At 71.0% G+C, this 16,611-nt stretch carries 16 protein-coding genes; 9 read left to right on the forward strand and 7 right to left on the reverse strand.

Annotated features, from left to right (window positions below; genetic code table 11):
• The first annotated feature begins 65 nt into the window (after positions 1–65).
• Positions 66–347 (forward strand): nucleoside/nucleotide kinase family protein, encoded by a 282-nt coding sequence (locus tag SALPAC2_RS27655; RefSeq protein ID WP_223874055.1) that lies wholly within the window; start codon positions 66–68, stop codon positions 345–347.
• A 308-nt stretch (positions 348–655) separates the two neighbouring features.
• Here SALPAC2_RS27655 and SALPAC2_RS0100655 read toward each other — a convergent pair whose 3' ends face one another.
• Entirely contained in the window at positions 656–910 is a 255-nt protein-coding gene (locus SALPAC2_RS0100655) for a hypothetical protein (RefSeq protein ID WP_018214703.1), read from the reverse strand.
• Positions 911–1,118: 208 nt separating this feature from the next.
• Between SALPAC2_RS0100655 and SALPAC2_RS0100660 the strand changes: the two genes are divergently transcribed.
• Complete coding sequence (locus SALPAC2_RS0100660; protein ID WP_026184264.1) at positions 1,119–2,807, forward strand: RCC1 domain-containing protein; 1,689 nt, start codon at positions 1,119–1,121, stop codon at positions 2,805–2,807.
• A 44-nt stretch (positions 2,808–2,851) separates the two neighbouring features.
• Here the strand turns inward: SALPAC2_RS0100660 and SALPAC2_RS0100665 are convergent, their stop codons facing one another.
• A complete protein-coding gene (locus SALPAC2_RS0100665) occupies positions 2,852–3,103 on the reverse strand; it encodes a DivIVA domain-containing protein (protein WP_018214705.1) in 252 nt (83 codons plus the stop codon).
• Between the two features lie 444 nt (positions 3,104–3,547).
• Here SALPAC2_RS0100665 and SALPAC2_RS0100670 point away from each other — a divergent pair, with 444 nt between their 5' ends.
• The 3 genes from SALPAC2_RS0100670 (at position 3,548) to SALPAC2_RS0100680 (ending at position 5,776) form a co-directional block, all read left to right on the forward strand.
• Positions 3,548–4,420 carry a helix-turn-helix domain-containing protein gene (locus tag SALPAC2_RS0100670; protein WP_018214706.1) on the forward strand — a complete coding sequence of 291 codons (873 nt, stop codon included), beginning with the start codon at positions 3,548–3,550 and terminating at the stop codon, positions 4,418–4,420.
• Positions 4,417–4,632: a DUF397 domain-containing protein gene (locus tag SALPAC2_RS0100675; RefSeq protein ID WP_018214707.1), complete on the forward strand. Its 216-nt coding sequence runs from the start codon at positions 4,417–4,419 to the stop codon at positions 4,630–4,632. Before SALPAC2_RS0100670 ends, SALPAC2_RS0100675 begins: the two co-directional genes overlap by 4 nt.
• Before the next feature lie 70 nt (positions 4,633–4,702).
• On the forward strand, positions 4,703–5,776 hold the full coding sequence (locus SALPAC2_RS0100680) for a sporulation protein (RefSeq protein ID WP_188115866.1): 1,074 nt from the start codon (positions 4,703–4,705) through the stop codon (positions 5,774–5,776).
• A gap of 78 nt (positions 5,777–5,854) precedes the next feature.
• Here SALPAC2_RS0100680 and SALPAC2_RS0100685 read toward each other — a convergent pair whose 3' ends face one another.
• On the reverse strand, positions 5,855–6,193 hold the full coding sequence (locus SALPAC2_RS0100685; protein WP_018214709.1) for a hypothetical protein: 339 nt from the start codon (positions 6,191–6,193) through the stop codon (positions 5,855–5,857).
• Between the two features lie 273 nt (positions 6,194–6,466).
• Between SALPAC2_RS0100685 and SALPAC2_RS0100695 the strand changes: the two genes are divergently transcribed.
• Positions 6,467–6,874 carry a hypothetical protein gene (locus SALPAC2_RS0100695; protein ID WP_018214711.1) on the forward strand — a complete coding sequence of 136 codons (408 nt, stop codon included), beginning with the start codon at positions 6,467–6,469 and terminating at the stop codon, positions 6,872–6,874.
• A gap of 78 nt (positions 6,875–6,952) precedes the next feature.
• Here SALPAC2_RS0100695 and SALPAC2_RS0100700 read toward each other — a convergent pair whose 3' ends face one another.
• Positions 6,953–9,217, reverse strand: a complete 2,265-nt coding sequence (locus SALPAC2_RS0100700; protein ID WP_018214712.1) for a HelD family protein — start codon at positions 9,215–9,217, stop codon at positions 6,953–6,955.
• A 271-nt stretch (positions 9,218–9,488) separates the two neighbouring features.
• Positions 9,489–10,601: a LolA family protein gene (locus SALPAC2_RS0100705; RefSeq protein WP_026184266.1), complete on the reverse strand. Its 1,113-nt coding sequence runs from the start codon at positions 10,599–10,601 to the stop codon at positions 9,489–9,491.
• Between the two features lie 95 nt (positions 10,602–10,696).
• On the opposite strand from SALPAC2_RS0100705, the gene SALPAC2_RS0100710 reads away from it, so the two are divergent.
• Together SALPAC2_RS0100710 and SALPAC2_RS0100715 are read left to right on the forward strand one after the other, a co-directional pair.
• The gene (locus tag SALPAC2_RS0100710; protein WP_026184267.1) at positions 10,697–11,356 is read left to right on the forward strand and encodes a response regulator transcription factor; all 660 of its coding nucleotides are present in this window, start codon (positions 10,697–10,699) and stop codon (positions 11,354–11,356) included.
• A gap of 149 nt (positions 11,357–11,505) precedes the next feature.
• The gene (locus SALPAC2_RS0100715; protein WP_018214715.1) at positions 11,506–12,834 is read left to right on the forward strand and encodes a sensor histidine kinase; all 1,329 of its coding nucleotides are present in this window, start codon (positions 11,506–11,508) and stop codon (positions 12,832–12,834) included.
• 34 nt (positions 12,835–12,868) lie between these two features.
• On the opposite strand, the gene SALPAC2_RS0100720 is transcribed toward SALPAC2_RS0100715, so the two are convergent.
• A complete protein-coding gene (locus SALPAC2_RS0100720; protein ID WP_026184268.1) occupies positions 12,869–14,482 on the reverse strand; it encodes a hypothetical protein in 1,614 nt (537 codons plus the stop codon).
• A 123-nt stretch (positions 14,483–14,605) separates the two neighbouring features.
• On the opposite strand from SALPAC2_RS0100720, the gene SALPAC2_RS0100725 reads away from it, so the two are divergent.
• On the forward strand, positions 14,606–15,616 hold the full coding sequence (locus SALPAC2_RS0100725; protein WP_018214717.1) for a hypothetical protein: 1,011 nt from the start codon (positions 14,606–14,608) through the stop codon (positions 15,614–15,616).
• Here SALPAC2_RS0100725 and SALPAC2_RS24190 read toward each other — a convergent pair.
• Positions 15,500–16,537 (reverse strand): helix-turn-helix transcriptional regulator, encoded by a 1,038-nt coding sequence (locus SALPAC2_RS24190; RefSeq protein ID WP_033661740.1) that lies wholly within the window; start codon positions 16,535–16,537, stop codon positions 15,500–15,502. The genes SALPAC2_RS0100725 and SALPAC2_RS24190 overlap by 117 nt on opposite strands.
• Between the last annotated feature and the right edge of the window lie 74 nt (positions 16,538–16,611).

Here is a 16,611-nt window from a genome sequence, read left to right on the forward strand (position 1 = left end):
GGCGGAATCCGGCCCGGCCCGACAACGGCGGAGGGCGGCCTGGCCGGGACCCGTAGGATGCCGCCATGCCGTTACTGAGCTGGCGTGACCCGCTACTCTGGCGGCCGACCCGGGTCCTGGTCGCGGGCACCTCCGGGGCGGGCAAGACGAGCCTGGCGACCTCGCTCGCCGAGGCATGGCAGCTCCCTCGGGTGGAGCTCGACGCACTGCACCACGGTGAGCATTGGGTGCCGCGTCCGAGCTTCGTCGCCGAGGTCAGTCGATTTGCCGCACCACCAAACTCGGCGACATTCTCTCCGGCAAGACCGATCTGGTGGTGTGGCTGGACCATCCCCGGCAGCTGGTGATGCGGCAGGTGATCGCCCGCACCGTGGCCCGCAGTTGGCGGCGTGAGGCGCTGTGGAACGGCAACGTCGAGCCGCCGCTGCGGACCGTCCTGACTGATCCCGATCACGCGATCCGATGGGCGTGGCGAACGCAGAAAGGTCCGGGTGAGCGCGTAACCCGACTGCTCCAGCAGCGGGTCCGTCGGTCATGGTGGTGCGGTTGCGCGGCCGTCGACAGGTGCGTCGGTGGGCTTCCCGGGTCTTGCCGTCCGGGGTCCCGTCGAATGTCGCGCCGACGGTGCTTTCTGCCAGCGCTGAGCCTGGACCCGTCAGTGCGGTCGGTCCTCGCGCTGACGATCCCGGGAGCTGATGCCCAGATCGTCGGCGAGCTCGCGAAGAATCCCCTTCGGCTTTGGCCTGCGGCGAGGGCGGAGAGCCTGGAACAAGTCGATCACACCCACCAGGATGAGCGCCAGCCCGAGCGGTTCACCCCGGAACCAGAGCAGCTCGGTGTCTGGGAAGAACAGTCTGAGCACCAACCCAAAAATGATCAACGCTAGGCCAAGGGCTAGCTTGAACGCCATGCCGTCACCTCTCTGGTAAGTGCAGATGCAGGTCGAACGGTCCCACGATCTCAGCCAGAGACGAACCGCGCTGTCCCGAGCTGCTTTTCCGGCTGCTGGTCGCCGTTCTGGGTCATCGTCGGCCTGGGTCCTTCGTCACCTATGCCTACTTCGTTCGCTTATACCTTGCGGCGGGTGAGCTTTCGACAAGTTGCTGGGGTAGGGCTAAGTGGCGAGTTTTTGGACCGGCAAGGTTGCGGACGCGAGAAGAAGCTGGGTTCAGCCCGCGAGTCTGCGAGGGCTGTTCGCGGTACTGCTGATGTTGGCGATCGTGCTGGGCATAACCTCGGTCGGTGCGGCGCGCGTCCTTGCGCAGCGCGGGTTGGCGGCGGCAGCGGGCCCTCCTGGTATCGGCCTGGCCTGGGGCGACAACGGTTCCGGCCAGTTGGGTGATGGGACCACCACCACCAGCAGCACCCCCGTTGCGGTGGATTTGCCCGGCGGCACCACGATCACCGCGCTTGCCGGCGGGGGCCTCCACACTCTGGCGTTGACCTCCGCCGGCACCGTGCTGGCCTGGGGTGCCAACGGTTCCGGTCAGTTGGGCGACGGGACGACCATCAGTAGCAGTACCCCTGTTGCGGTGGATTTGCCGACCGGCGTCACGATCACCGCCGTTGCCGCCGGCAACTTTCACAGTCTGGCGTTGACCTCCGCCGGCACCGTGCTGGCCTGGGGATTCAACGACTTGGGACAGTTGGGTGATGGGACGACTGTCAGTAGCAGCACTCCTGTTGCGGTGGATGTGCCGACCGGTATCACGATCGCCGCCGTTGCCGGCGGCGGCTTCCATAGTCTGGCGTTGACCTCCGCCGGTGCCGTGTTGGCCTGGGGTGCCAACGGTTCCGGTCAGTTGGGTGATGGGACGACCGTCAGTAGCAGTACCCCTGTTGCGGTGGATGTGCCGACCGGTATCACGATCACCGCCGTTGCCGGCGGCCGCTTCCATAGTCTGGCGGTGGCTTCCGCCGGCACCGTGTTGGCCTGGGGCCTTAACGACTCAGGCCAGTTGGGTGATGGGACGACTGTCAGTAGCAGCACTCCTGTTGCGGTGGATGTGCCCGGCGGCATCACGATCACCGCCGTTGCTGCCGGCAACCGCCATAGTCTGGCGTTGGCCCCCGCCGGCACCGTGCTGGCCTGGGGCCTCAACGTCTCGGGCCAGTTGGGTGATGGGACGACCGTCAGCAGTAGCACTCCTGTTGCGGTGGATGTGCCCGGCGGCATCACAATCACCGCCGTCGCCGCTGGATCCGTCCACAGTCTGGCGTTGAGCGCGACCGGTGCTGTGCTGGCCTGGGGTTCCAACGCCTTGGGCCAGTTGGGTGATGGGACTACCACCAGCAGCAGTACCCCTGTAGCGGTGCATTTGCCGACCGATACCACGGTCGCCGCCGTCGTCGGCGGCGGCTTCCACAGTCTGGCTAACGTTCCCTCGAACTCAACCACGACGTTGCAGGTGTCCCCGCCGAATCCGGAACCGGATCAACCCGTCACTCTTACCGCTACCGTGACCTGCACCGCCAGCGCCCCCACGGGGGCCGTGACCTTCCTGGACGGCACGAAGATCCTGGGCACCGAATCCCTGGCCGGCAGCCCCACCGCCACCGCAAGCCTCACGGTCAACCGGCTGACACCTGGTAAGCACCGCATCCAGGCGCGCTACGACGGTGACGGCAATTGTCCAGTCTCAACCTCCAACCCAGCGACAGTCATACTCCGAAAGCCCATCCTCCCAGTGACCGGCGCCAGTCTTCCCACCATGATCGCGGTCGGACTCCTGCTTACCCTCACTGGCGCGGCCCTGGTCGCGGGCGTTCGCAAGAACCGCGACACCAGGGGCACAAAGATGATCTAGAGGTAAGGTCTGTCGAGCGTGGATTGGAGGGCCGGCTGGGGCGGTCAGGGCGTGCGTCGTCGGGCCTGGGCGCTCTGCCAGTCACGCAGCGCCCGTTTGATCCGGGTGTTCTCGTCGTGGAGCCGAACCACCTCCTGTCGCAGCGTGGCCAGCTCGTGCGCGACCCGGTGCAGAAAGTGTCGTACCTCCTGGGGGTCAAGGCCCCGTCGGCCGAGGCCCACCGTGGCGAAGTTCCGTTCGCGTACGAGGCGGGGATGGAGTTGCTCGGTGCCGCCGTAGACAGTGCCGTGACGCATTGATCGGTTCCCTTCGTTGGTTTGGAAGGGGCGGCCCCGGTCGGAGGGGACATTTCCGGCGCAGGGCCGCCCCGCCCGACGACCGCAGCCCTCCTTGGCGGTACGGCCACCGGGCTGTCGGTGGGTGGTGTCAGTTCGCGGCGAGGCAGGGTCGCGGAGACCCGCCTTTCCGTGATAGGTATTCGTCAAGTCGGTCGGAGCCGGAATGCGCGCTAATCGCGGCTCCATGTTGAGACCCGACGAGAGCCGGTATGCGTCTGCCACACGCCAGGCCGTCTCTCGTCACCTTCTCGGCTGTTGGCACAGCCGCGGTTGCCGTGCTTGCACCGGGCGTCCCCGGGGGCCGGTGATCACCCTCACCCGAAGGCCACATTTCCAGTGGCCTCGGCATTGGTGCAACGACACCAACGGATCCATTTCGGCAGGATGCGTGGAGAGGTGAGCATGGCCGTCAAGAAAGAAGCCTTCGTGCGGACGCTTCGGGCGCAGTGGCTCGGCCAACAGATGCGGGAGCTGCGCGAGCGACGTGGCCTGACGCTCAAGTACGTAGCCCAGTTCCTTGAGCGGGACTTCTCGTCGCTGGCGCGGTACGAGCGAGCCGAGTGGCCATTCCGTCGAGATCTCGTCGTGGAACTGTTGGATCTCTATGGGGTCTACGACGAGCGGGAACGAACCCGGATCATCCAGCTTGCGCAGGACGCCTGGCGGGTTGACCGCTGGGACAACGACTTCGACCAGACGATTTATGACACATCATTTATAGATTTTCCCTGGCTGGAGTCGAAAGCGGAGCAGGTGTGCACCTACGCCTCCTTGCTCATACCCGGCCTTCTGCAAACCCGGGACTACGCCGAGGCGGTGATCCGGAACGCGGAGGCCAGCTCCACCAGCGAGGTGCAGATCCGGAAGTGGGTTGAGCTCCGGATGGACCGGCAGCGCCTGTTGGAACAGCCCACCGGCACCCGAATCGCCGTGATCGTCGAGGAGTCGGCCCTACGGCGTCCGGTGATGAGCCGACAGGTCATGGCGGCCCAGCTCGACCACCTGGTGCAGGCGCTGCGGAAGCCAACGGTCGAGATCCGGGTCCTGTCCACAGCCCTCGGTCTGCATGCGGGCTTGGACGGCACGTTCTGGCTCTTCAAGATGCCTCCGCCCTACACCGATGTCGCGCATGCCGAGACGCTTGGTGGACGGCTCTTCATGGAGTCGGGCAAGGCGCTGCGATATGTCCGCGCGTACGATCGCCTCCGGGAGGCCGCACTCACCGTGCGCGAGTCGGCGAGGCTGATTTCTGCACTTGCGGAGGAGCTGTCATGAGCGACACCATGCCCGACGTTGCTTGGCACATCAGCACCAGGAGCCCGGACCACGGCGGTAACTGCGTCGAGGCGGGGCCGTTGCTGGACGGGTCGGGGCGGGTGGCGGTGCGGCACAGCAAGGCCCCCGAGGCTGCCACGATCATCTATACGGCTGAGGAGTGGGCGGCGTTCGTCGGGGGCGTGCGCGACGGTGAGTTCGATTTCGCCTAGCCCGTCGGCGAGCCGGACCGGTGGTGCGGTTGCCGGGTCCGGGTAGCGTCCACAGCAATGGGAGTGTCCGGTGGAGGTGGCGACCGACCCGGCGCTGATGGGAAACTTCCAACAGCCTTTCAGCAGCGTCCGGTACGGTGCACACCGTCACCGTCGGCTCCAGGAGAGTGCGACACCAGACCCAGCGGGAGTTCCGATGGTCTTCAAGAAAATGTTGAGCGCGTTAGGCGTAGGCGGACCCAGCGTGGACACCGTCCTCACGAACCCGAACACCCGGCCTGGCCTGGCCCTCGACGGCCAGGTCAACCTGATCGGCGGGGAGTCGACGGCGGCCATCGAGCAGATCGTCGTCGGCCTGGTCACCCGGGTCGAGATCGAGGGCCACAACACTGAGTACGCGGGGCTCATGGAGTTCCAGCGGATGCCGGTCTCCGGGCCGCTGCAACTGGCTCCCAAGCAGCAGCTGTCGATCCCGTTCCAGCTGCCGGTGCCGTGGGAGACTCCGATCACCGACGTGTACGGCCAGCGCCTGCACGGCATGACGATGGGGCTGCGGACCGAGCTGGCGATCGCCCGTGCCGTGGACAAGAGCGACCTGGACCAGGTCAACGTGCACCCGCTGCCGGTGCACGAGCGCATCCTGGAGGCGTTCACCCGGCTCGGTTTCCGGTTCAAGAACGCCGACCTGGAGCGCGGTTCCCTCTACGGGGTGCAGCAGACGCTGCCGTTCTACCAGGAGATCGAGTTCTTCGCCTCCCCGCAGTACGCGCAGACGATCACCGAGGTGGAGCTCACGTTCGTCACCAACCCGCACGGTGTCGACGTGATCCTGGAGTGCGACAAGCGCGGCGGCTTCTTCACCTCCGGGCAGGACGTTTTCGGCCGCTACCAGGTCGCCCACCAGGACGCCGACCGGGTGGACTGGATGCAGGTGGTGGACGGGTGGCTGCGTGAGACGACGGCCCGCTACGGCAGCCTGCGGGCGCAGGGCTTCGGCGTCCCGCAGCAGCACGGCCAGCGGGGGATGGGCATGGGCGGCATGATCGCCGGTGCCGCGCTCGGCGTGGCCGGCGGGATGATCGCCGGTGAGATGATCGAGGACGCGATGGAAGGGGACTTCGGGGACTTCGGCTTCGACGAGTAACCCCGACTGCGAGTCACCCAGGCGAGAGGGTGCCCGCCGGGACGTAGATCCCGGTGGGCACCCTCGCGTCATTATCGGCTAACGCTGGGCCAAGCCCCGCTCATTGGTGAGACGCCGATCCGAGCCGGCCTTCGCCAACCCCCTACTGATCAGGTACGCGGCGGTCAGGGCGGAGAGGAACCACCACGCCAACGTTGGATCGTTGATGTTCAAGCCGTTGGTGCCCGACCCACGCCAGAAGGCGGAGATCAACACAAGGACGACCGCGCCGGCGTAGACCCAGAACTCGGTGGTCAGGAACGAGTTTTTCGTCTCCGTGTCCGGAGCGGACATCTGCTCCCGGCGCCCGTTGTCCATCGCCCGCATCGGGCGGGTCGGGGCGTCCTGCAGGCGGTCCCGGTTCTGGACCTCCCGCATGCGCTCCCTGCCCTGGGCGTCCGCCGAGGGCCGGTTCTGCGGCCTGGTGGATGCAGCCTGCGTGCTCATCTGGTCCTCCTCGGATTTGATGAGTACCTGCGATCCCTCGCCCCGCTACCGCGTCTCGGCCACGGCACGGTTCGTGGCGGGGGCACCCTGGGTCTACCCGACCGGCCGGGGGCAGTAACCCCGCCCCAGCCACACCGGCGGGTTTGGCCGGCCCAGGGGCGGGAACCCAAGGAGACTTCCGACGAGTCTGCGAGGTGATGCGACATGCGCACCGACGACACACGGAACGAGGCCGCCCGGCGGGCCGAGGAGCGGATCGCCGGCGACCAGTACGGCGAGGGTGTCCTGGACGAGGTGACCGTGCCGCAGACCGATGTACAGCGGGTAATCCAGGACGAGGACCCGGGCGACCCGGCACACAACCGGATCGACCCGCAGGTGCTGCGCGACGGTGGCCCGACCCGGGGCCAGGGCGCGATCACGACGACTGGCGGGACCGCCGGCCCGGCCAGTGTTCGCCGGGTGGCCCGGCAACCGGAACGGCACCGGGGCCGGGTCGCCCCGACCACGACGGGGGACGCCACCACCGGCGGCCTGAGCACCCCGACCGCCGGCTCCACGAGCGACGCGGCCGGGCCCGGCGTGCACGTAGCGAACCTCTCCGACGACTGACAGCCCGCCCCCGACGGCCTGGCCCGGTTCGGGCCAGGCCGTCGGTCGCGTACCCGCTCAAGGCGGGGCGCGGAGCGGTCAGGAGGTGGGGCGCAGAATCGTCAGCCGTTGGGTGGCGCGGGTCAGCGCCACATACAGGTCGTTCCGACCGCGAGAGGACTCCGCGACTATCCCGTCGGGGTCGACCACCAGGACCGCGTCGAACTCCAACCCCTTGGTCTGGGCGACGGTGAGCAGGACGGTACGGCTCTTCAGGTCGGGTTGCTCACCGATGGTGGCCTCCGGGATGGCATCCGCCAGGGCGGGACCCAGGTCGGCGACGCGGGCGGCCGGCACGATCACCCCGAGCCGGCCGTCGGTGTGTGCCGCCGCCATGGCGGTCGCCGCGTCCACCAGTTCGGCCGCCAGCCGCTGCGGCGCCACCGCCCGCTCGGTCGGCGGCACCCCGGTGGACCGGACCGACCGGGGTGGGCGCAGCGTCGGGTCGATCTGGGCGAGCACCTCCGCCGCGACCGCCATGATCTCGGCGGGGGTACGGTAGCTGACCGCCAGCTCCGCCAGCCGCCAACGCTGCGCCACGTACGGTTCGAGGGCATCAGCCCAGGACGCGGTGCCCGCCAACGCGCCGGTCTGCGCCACATCACCGACGATGGTCATCGATCGGCTGGGGCAGCGGCGCATCAGCAGCCGCCACGCCATCGGCGACAGCTCCTGCGCCTCATCCACGATGATGTGGCCGAACGCCCAGCTCCGGTCGGCGGCGGCCCGCTGCGCGGTGGTCAGCCGGTCCCCCTCCTCCTGCCGCTCCACCAGCCGGTCGGCGTCGAGCAGGTCAGTGACGCCGAGGATCTCGCCCCCGTCCGCCTCGTCCTCCACGTCGATCGACCGGGAGCCCCGGGCGATTTCCAACACGCCCTCGGCGTACTCCCGCTGCAGGGTCCGCAGTCGCTCCCGGCGGGCCGCGGCGGCGCGGTCGTCCTCGCCGAGCAGCTCGGCCGCCTCGTCCAGCAGCGGTACGTCGGCCGGCGTCCAACCACCCGGCTGGCGGTGCAGCAGGGCCTGCTCGGCCCCGGTCAGCATCGGCGCGGCGGTGGCGATCCGCGCCGGGTCGGCGTACAGGTCGGCGAGTAGCTGCTGCGGGGTGAGCAGCGGCCACAACTGGTCCAGCGCCGCCCGTACCTCCGGGTCGTCCCGCAGTTCCCGGCGGATCTCGGCGCGGTCGGCCTCCTCGAGCAGGTTCTCCCCGCCCAGCGGGTCGGCGCCGATGCGCTCGGCGACCTGCGCGGCGAGCGCGTGCACGACCTCGACATCGAAGACCGCCCGGGCGAGGTTGTGTGGCCGGCCGGACCGGCGGGCCCGGTCCCGGGCGGCCCAAACGGTCTCCGGGTGCAGCTGCAGGATCTCCCGCTGCGGCTGCGCGATCTCCAGCGGTTCGTCCGGCACCCACTGCCGGTCCCGGACCGCGGCGGCGAGGACATCCACCAGCACCGCGCGGCCCTTCAGCGCGGCGGTCTCGGCCGCCTCGGTGCGTCGCGCGGTGACCCCGGGGAAGAGGTCAGCCTGGGTACGCAGCAACACACCGGTTTCGGCCAGGGCGGGCAGCACCTGGGAGATGTAGCGCAGGAAGGTCGCGTTCGGCCCGACCAGCAGCACGCCCCGGGTGGCGAGTTCCCGCCGGTGCGTGTAGAGCAGGTAGGCCGCCCGGTGTAGCGCCACCGCGGTCTTGCCGGTGCCCGGACCGCCCTGCACCACCAGCGTGCCCGGCAGCTCGGCCCGGATGACCGTGTCCTGCTCGGCCTGGATGGTCTCGACGATGTCCCGCATCCGGCCGGTACGGCCGGCGGTGAGGGCCGCGAGCAGCGCCGCCTCGCCGGTCAGCTCCTCGTGGCCGGTGGGGGAGGCGGCGGCCAGGTCGAGCACCTCGTCGTTGATGCCGGTCACCTTGCGTTGCCGGGTCCGCAGATGCCGCCGTCGGTGGACGCCCTGCGGGTTCGCGGCGGTGGCGAGGTAGAAGGCGCGCGCCGCCGGGGCGCGCCAGTCGATCAGTAGCGGGTCGTAGTCGCCGTCGGTGTCGAAGATGCCGATCCGGCCGATGTAGTGCCGGCCGCCGTCGTCGGTGTCCAGTCGGCCGAAGCACAGGCCCTGCTCGACCGCCGAGTACTGCTCCACCTGCTCGCCGTACATCCCCACCGCGCTGTCGCGTTGGGAGCGGGCCTGGAGGGTGCCACCGGTCGCCCGGAGCTGTTCGGCCAGCCGGTGGCTGGCCTGCTCCCGCAGCGCGTCCAGCCGGCCGTAGAGCATCGAGACGTACTCCTGCTCCTGGCCGAGCTCGTCGTCGTTCATCGGCGAATCGTCGGGACCGCCGGAGTGCGGTGAAACGCCGGAGTTGCTTGACAAGCCATCTCGCAATTCGCTACCCTTGCCCGAAGGAACGGCTTCGTGCCGTTCTTTTTTTGTTCCCTGAACTGGTCAGGATACCGGGCGGCGCGACCGCCGGGGTGCCCATGGTGATTCGGCGGCAGGTCCGGGCGTGGCCAAAACAACTCCAGGGCGTGGGCAACGACAAGCCGGAGCCCGCGCGCCGCGCGGCCCCCGGCTTGTCGGCGACGAAACGTCAGCCCCGAGCCACCTCGTACAGTCGCTCCGGAGCGACCGCCCCCACGATCAGCCGGCCGTCGTCGGTGAGCAGCGCCGTCACCAGCTCACTGCGGAACAGTCGACCGCTGCCCCAGTCACCCTGGACCGCCGGCAGCTGACCGGCGAGCAGGTCCAGGTCGGGGGCCTCCTCGGCGGCAGCGGTGGGACCCTCCACCTCGTCGACCTCCGCGACGAAAACCGTGGCCCAGCCCGTGCCGACCGTACGCAGGCCGGGGTGCCCACCGTCGTTGGTCGGCCCCGGCCGCTTCGGCTGCTCGGGGTGCTCTGGCCGCTCGGGGTGCTCCCAGCCGTCCTTCTGCTCGGTGACCTGAACACCCGGCGGCGGGTTGAAGGCGAACTGGTCGGCATCCGGCCGCCCGTAGTCGATCTGGGTGAACGCCAGCTCAAAGGCCGGAGAACCCCCACCCTCGGCGAAGACCTCGAACCGCAGCGGCAGGTGCTCGGTCGCGTCGATGGCGATCCGGACCTGGTGCACCAGGGAGGCCGCGTCCCGGGGCTCGAGCACCAGCTCGTAGGCGTCCCGCCCGGCGACCGTTGCCGACCGCCCGACGCTCACCTCGGTCGTCGGATCAACCGCGGCGAGGGCCTGCGCGGCGGCCTCCTGCGGCGTCGCCAGCACCTCCGGAGGCGTCGCCACCTCCTCGCCCTCGGGTAGCACCCGGTGGGTAGCCGTGTTCGTGCGGCTGTTCCACAGCCACACGTCCCGTCCGTTGCGGATGACGTCTCGCTGCCCAAGCGTGTCCACGAAGGCGATCCGCTGCTGGTCCGGCCCGGAGTGCCAGACCCGCAACGTGTGGGAGCCCGTCAGCAGGCTGGCCGGACCCTCCTCGGCGAGCAACCCGGCGATCGGCGGTAGACCGAGGTCAGCCCGCTGCACGACGGTGCCGGACAGACCCTCGAAGCGGGCGGTCTGGAGATCGACCAGAAGCTGGGCGGCGGAACGGGGCGGCAGGCTCGGCTCGGCTTCGGCGGCGAAACGGCCCAGCGCGGCGCCGCCGCCGATGACGGTCACGACGGCGGCCACTGGGACCAGCCACCGTAAGGCGGGACGGCTTGTCAGAACGGACATCGGGCACCTCCTGTCGACCATCCTGCCGAACGTACCCTGTGCGGACGCTGAGGACGCCGTTTCCGGCGCGGGTAGCCCGATGGCACTCTTGACCCGTGCGAGTGCTGGTGGTGGAGGACGAGGCGCGGCTGGCGGCCGCCCTACACCGGGGGCTGCAGGCAGAAGGGTTCGTGGTGGACGTGGCCGCGACCGGGCCGGCCGGACTGGAGGCGGCCCGGCACGGCGAGTACGACGCGATGGTCCTCGACGTGATGCTGCCTGGCCTCTCCGGCTACGAGGTGGTCCGCCGGCTGCGGGCCGAGCGGCGCTGGCTGCCGGTGCTGATGCTCTCCGCCAAGGACGGCGAGTACGACCAGGCCGACGGGCTGGACTGCGGGGCCGACGACTACCTGACCAAGCCCTTCTCGTACGTGGTGCTGCTGGCCCGGCTGCGCGCCCTGCTGCGCCGCGGCGCACCGGAGCGGCCCGCCGTGCTGGCCGTGGGGGACCTCCGGCTGGACCCGGCCCGGCGGCGGGTGACCCGCGACGGCGTCGAGGTCGCCCTGACCGGCCGGGAGTACGCCCTGCTCGACTACCTGATGCGCCGCCCCGGCACGGTGGTCTCCAAAATCGAACTCCTGGACCACGTCTGGGACGCCAGCATCGAGACCGCCCCGAACGCGGTGGAGGTGTACGTGGGCTACCTGCGCCGCAAGCTCGGCCGAGACCGCCTGGAGACCGTCCGCGGGGCCGGCTACCGCCTCGTCGCCGCATGACCGAACCCGCCGCCCCCGCCGATCGTCCCCGCCCCGGCACCAACCCCCCACCCGACACCGGCCCTCCACCCGGCACCAACGCCCCACCCGGCAGCGCGCGCAGGGCGCGCCGACGGCCCTGGGCGCCCCTCGGCCTGCGCGGACGGCTGATGGCGATCGGACTACTCGGCGTGTCGGCGGGGCTCGCCGTCGGCGGCCTGGTGCTGCTGGCCGTGCTCAACTGGACTTTGCACCGCAACGTCGACACGGAGGCGCTACGCACCGCCGACGCCATCGCCCTGCTGGCCGCCGAAGACGCCCTGCCCGACCCCCTGCCCGTCGCCGGCAGTCAGGTGCGGGTACAGGTGATCGACGCCCAGGGACGGGTCCGCGCCGCCTCCATCGACGCCGACCGGCTGGTGCCGATGGTCCCGCCGGACCAGGTCGACCGCAGCGCCCGAGTCGGCATCACCGTGCCGGGGCAACGCATGGGGCTGACCGGGCCGATGCGGGTGGTGGCCGTCCCGGCCGGCACCGACGGCGACCCCCTCACCGTGCTGGTCGCCCGCTCGCTGGTGGACGTGCGGCAGAGCATCCACGTCGTCCAGACCATCCTGCTGGTCAGCTTCCCGCCGCTGGTGGGTCTGCTCGCCCTCGTGGCCTGGCGGGCCGTCGGCGCGACGCTGCGCCCGGTGGAGGCGCTGCGTCGGGGCGCCGAGGAGATCACCGGTCGGGACGGACGCGGCCGGCTACCCGTACCGGCGTCGCAGGACGAGATCCACCGCCTCGCGGCGACCCTCAACGACATGCTGGATCGGCTGCGCGCCAGCCGGGACCGGGAGCGGGCGTTCGTCGCCGACGCCGCGCACGAACTGCGTAGCCCGCTGACCAACCTGCGGACCGAACTCGAGGTCGCGCAGCGGCTGGGGGAGCGGACCGACTGGCCAGCCGTCTCGGTGGACCTGCTGGCCGACACCGAACGGCTCGGCCGGCTCGTCGATGACCTGCTGCTGCTCGCCCGCCTCGACGAGGCCGCGCCGGCCCGCGGCACCGGGCCGGTCGACCTGGGTGCCCTGCTGGCCGAGGTGGCCGCTCGCTACCCGGCCAAGAGCGTCCACCTGGCACCGTCGGCGACGCCGCTCTGGGCGCTCGGCGACCCGGAGGAACTGCGGCGGGTGCTGGTCAATCTGGTCGACAACGCGGTACGGCACGCCCGCAGTCGGGTGCTGCTCGGCGCCGAGCCGGACGGGCCCGCGTACCACCGGGTGGTGGTGACCGACGACGGGCCCGGCATCCCGGTGGCCGATCGGGAACGGGTCTTCGGCCGGTTCACCCGGCTGGACGCCGCGCGCGACCGGGACGCCGGCGGCGCCGGCCTGGGACTCGCCATCGTGCGCGAACTGGTGCGGCGGGCCGGCGGTCGGGTCGAGCTCACCGACGCCGATCCGCCGCCGGGCCTACGCGTCCGGGTGACGCTGCCCGCGCTGCCCCCCGAGTAGCGGACGGGCCCACCCCGACCAGCCGGACGTGGCGTTAATCGCGATTGGTGCAGACCTCCTCGGACCGGGCGATGGTCTCCGTTGACCACACCACCGCCACCGCGAAGCAGTAGTCAACGCCACCGTTGAGCCCGTGCACGACGAATTCGGTGCTGCCGGCGGGCAGGTTGGCGAATATGGTCTGCGACTCGCCGGGCTGGCCCCCCGAGACCACCACCGGGCCCGCTCCGCCCTCCGGGTAGGTCCAGCGCAGGGCGACGTTGTCCTGGTTGTCGGTCAGGGTCACCGCATCGGGCGGAGCGCTGGGCGACGCCTCCGGGGCAGCCGGAGCCTCGGTTGCCGGGTCCGTCGCCGACGGCGGTGCCGACCCGTCGAATCGGGAAACCCCGGCGATCACCGCGGCCGTCCCCAGCAGCACCACCACCGCGCCCACCACGAGCGGCAGCCGTTTCCGGGGCGGCGGTGTGGCGCGCGGTACCGGCACTGGCAATAGGCGCGACGGCTGCTCCGTCGGCGCATCAGGCACCCCGTGGGGCTCGACCCGGTGGACCCCGTCGGCCTCCTCCAGGTGGGTCAGGGGCAACACCGCGGGGGGTACGGCGCCACCCCACTGTGCGGTTGACGACTCGCGCCACCACGGTTCGTGCTCGTCGGCCGGAAAGTCCGGCGGGAAGAGCTCAGGTGGCTCGGGGAACGCGGCGCCCTCCGGTGGTAACCGGGGCGTCGGGACCGTGGGTGGCGGCGCATATCCAGCTGCCGGATGCTCCTCGGCCACCGATCGGTCCGGTTCGGGCTCCGGTTCCGGTTCCGGTTCCGGTTCCGGCGGAAAATACAGTTCGGTCGGGCGATACCCGGGCTGCGCTGGATGCTGTGGCCGGTCCTCGGGGAGCGGCCGGTCTCCCGCCGGGGGCGTCCGAGCGGCCGGCACGATCGGGGCCCCCCGCTCGTGGGATGGGCAGCGGTGCTCCGGATCGGCGTCCGCCCGGCCCAGGGCGGCCACCTGCACCGCCAGCGGGTCCTCGACGGTCAGATGCTGGCGGCACAACTCCTCGGCCAGCAGCAGGCTCTCCTGTGCTGAACCGGCCAACCCGCAGTCGCGCTGCATCGCACCGAGCCGGGCGAGCATCTTGATGCCGCTGGGATGCCCATCGCCGTACACCTCGCGGTGCAGCTCCCACGCGTCGGCGAGCCGGTCGCGGGCCACCTGGCACTGGCCGCGAGCGTACTCCAGCGTGGCCAGATCGGCGTGCGCGGCGAGAACACGAAGCGACTCCGGTCCATCCAGGGCGGTCAGCTCGATGATCACCTCTTGGTAGGTTCGGGCCGCGCGGGACCAACTACCGACCCGGTGCAGCACCGTGGCCAGGGTGGCGGCAGCCGCGACAGTCCGTTCGTCCGAACGGCCGTGCAGGTGATTGCTGGCCGCGTACGCGTAGGCGGCCCAACCCCGCGCGGCCGGCGGGTCGCCGAGCCCCACCAGCACCCGCGCCTGCAGGCTCGCCAACTCGGCCAACTCGGCGCTGGCGTTGGTCGGCCGTGGGTCGGCATCGGCCAACGCGTCGGAGAGGAGCCGCCGGGCACCGGCGAGGTCGCCGGTAGCCACCAGATGAAGCGCGTGGTCAGTCAGATCACCGAAGCCAGAAGGCACGCCCCATCGTGCTTAACCAGCGACGGTATGTACAAGCCCCGCGCCGGTTGGGATTCCCGCCGCGCTGCTTTTGCTGGCCCCGCCGCCTCCGGTCCAGCCCAGTACGGTAGAACCGATGGCGTGATGGACGGGGTGGTACGGGAACTGCTCGGCCGGCAGCTCGAAGCGTGGTTGCCCCGAGCAGTCGCGCGGGGGCGGCCCAGCGTTGTGGCGCTCGCCTACGGGCCCGGGGCCCTGCTCGCGGCCACCGACTCCGCCGCAGCGGTACTCGGCGTGCTCGCCGAGCACGCCGGCCAGCTTCGCGGACGGCAGCTCACCGTGCTGGTGCTCGCCGACGGAGGTGAGGAACTCCCCGCCCGGCTGGGCGCGATCGAGGCGACCCTGCCGGCCGAGATAGCCGTACACCTGGTGCCCGGCGGGCCCGCCCGGCTGCCGGTCGCGGTGAGGGCAGCCGGCGCCACGGGGGCGCCGCTGCTGTCGTACCTGGACGGGGCGGGCGCCACCGACCCCGGTGTGCTGGCCGCCAGCGCCGCCGGTCGCCCCGCCGAACTCCTGCTGGTCACCGAGGCGGAGCCCGCGGCTGCATCCGCTGGCCCGGCGGGCTCCACGGCTGCATCTCCTGGCCCGGCGGGCTCCACGGCTGCATCTCCTGGCCCGGCGGGCTCCACGGCTGCATCTCCTGGCGCTGCCGGCTCGGTGCGGGCTGGTCTCGCCGGTGTCGGTTTCCCGCTCACCACCCAGGTCGACTTGGTCGCGGCGGACGGGTCAGTCGCGCGGCGGCTCGCCTTCGGCACCGGCCACGACCGGAGCCTGGAGGCGTTCAAGGAAAACCTGTGGGCGGTGGACGCCGACACCGCGGTTCGCTATCGGAACCCCGCCGACCCGAGCGGGCAACTGCTCGACATCGCACCCGACCCCGAGTCGCTGGGCCAGGAACTCCTCGCCGAGCTGGCCCGCTCCGGCCCCCGTACCGTCACCGAGCTGCGCCGACACGCGCTGACCGCGACCGCGTACCGGTCAGTCGACGTGCAGCGGGCGCTCACCGGGCTGCTGCGGTGCGGCGCCGCCGTGCGCGACCCCGAGCACGGTCGGCTCGGCGGCGACGTGGTCATCGCTGTGGCCCGGCGTCCGTAGCTGACCGCCGCCAGCATCGGCGGGCGGGCGCGGGCGTACCAGGGGCGGAATGTCCCGGGCGGCGCGGAACGCCCCCGGGCTGACCCCGACCTCCCGGGTGAAGAACCGGCCGAAGTTGGTCGGCTCGGCGAAACCGAGTCGCTGGCCGATTCGCGCCACCGGTTCGTCGGTCGCCGCGAGCAGGCGGCGGGCCTGCAACGCCACCCGATCGTCCACCACCTGCTTCGCGCTGCGCCCGGTGACCGCCAGGCAGGCGCGGGTCAGGGTACGAACCGAGCAACCTACCCGGTCGGCGTAGTCCTCCACCCGGCGAGTGCGGTGGTAGCCCTGCTCCAACTCGCGGCAGAGCAAGCGGAACGTGCCGGTCTCGGTGCGCGACGCCGATCGTGACGTCGACGGTGACGCCGACCGCGACGCCGACGGTGACGGGGCCTGCGGCGTTGGCTGCGGCCCTTCACTGGAGTCGGACAGCAGGGCCAGCCGAAGCAGTAGCGCCGCCAGCTGGTGGCGGAGCAGAGCGGCGGACTCCCGGCGATGTCGTTCGCAGTCCACCGCGAGCTGATGGACCCCGGTACTGATGGCCACCCCGTCCGCACCGGTCAGCTCAAGCCGGGTCGGGGCCGCCTCGGAGTCGATGCCGAAGCCGCGCAGCGCCGCCGAGGCCCAGCGCACCACGATCGCATCAAGGTCGGATGGCCCACACCGAAGCACCTGGCCCGCCCGGACCCGCAGCAGTGTGCCCGGGTGGCAGGGGAAGGGGCGGAAGTCCACTTCAGCGCTGCCATGCCCCGCGACGACCAGGATGAGCAGATCCTCCGTCAGCAGGATCGGACGCCGCCACGCCGGATCGGTCACCACACCACCGAAGCCGAGCGCCGCGCTCACGGCGGCGTCCGGGGTGCGATGAACAGCAGAGAACATCACCCGCGACGGTAGCCCGGTACGCCGATTCGCGCACCACCGTCTTCGCCGCGCGGCCTCCGCGCACGCGGCAG

The sequence above is a fragment of the Salinispora vitiensis genome, from assembly GCF_000378825.1.
GTDB lineage: Bacteria > Actinomycetota > Actinomycetes > Mycobacteriales > Micromonosporaceae > Micromonospora > Micromonospora vitiensis.

Coding starts and splice junctions, on each gene's coding strand:
- SALPAC2_RS0100695 (WP_018214711.1), top strand. CDS start 6,467: ATGCGCACCGACGACACACGGAACGAGGCCGCCCGGCGGGCCGAGGAG.
- SALPAC2_RS0100725 (WP_018214717.1), top strand. CDS start 14,606: ATGGACGGGGTGGTACGGGAACTGCTCGGCCGGCAGCTCGAAGCGTGG.
- SALPAC2_RS27655 (WP_223874055.1), top strand. CDS start 66: ATGCCGTTACTGAGCTGGCGTGACCCGCTACTCTGGCGGCCGACCCGG.
- SALPAC2_RS0100700 (WP_018214712.1), bottom strand. CDS start 9,217: ATGAACGACGACGAGCTCGGCCAGGAGCAGGAGTACGTCTCGATGCTC.
- SALPAC2_RS24190 (WP_033661740.1), bottom strand. CDS start 16,537: ATGTTCTCTGCTGTTCATCGCACCCCGGACGCCGCCGTGAGCGCGGCG.
- SALPAC2_RS0100705 (WP_026184266.1), bottom strand. CDS start 10,601: ATGTCCGTTCTGACAAGCCGTCCCGCCTTACGGTGGCTGGTCCCAGTG.
- SALPAC2_RS0100665 (WP_018214705.1), bottom strand. CDS start 3,103: ATGCGTCACGGCACTGTCTACGGCGGCACCGAGCAACTCCATCCCCGC.
- SALPAC2_RS0100715 (WP_018214715.1), top strand. CDS start 11,506: ATGGCGATCGGACTACTCGGCGTGTCGGCGGGGCTCGCCGTCGGCGGC.
- SALPAC2_RS0100670 (WP_018214706.1), top strand. CDS start 3,548: ATGGCCGTCAAGAAAGAAGCCTTCGTGCGGACGCTTCGGGCGCAGTGG.
- SALPAC2_RS0100655 (WP_018214703.1), bottom strand. CDS start 910: ATGGCGTTCAAGCTAGCCCTTGGCCTAGCGTTGATCATTTTTGGGTTG.
- SALPAC2_RS0100685 (WP_018214709.1), bottom strand. CDS start 6,193: ATGCGGGAGGTCCAGAACCGGGACCGCCTGCAGGACGCCCCGACCCGC.
- SALPAC2_RS0100675 (WP_018214707.1), top strand. CDS start 4,417: ATGAGCGACACCATGCCCGACGTTGCTTGGCACATCAGCACCAGGAGC.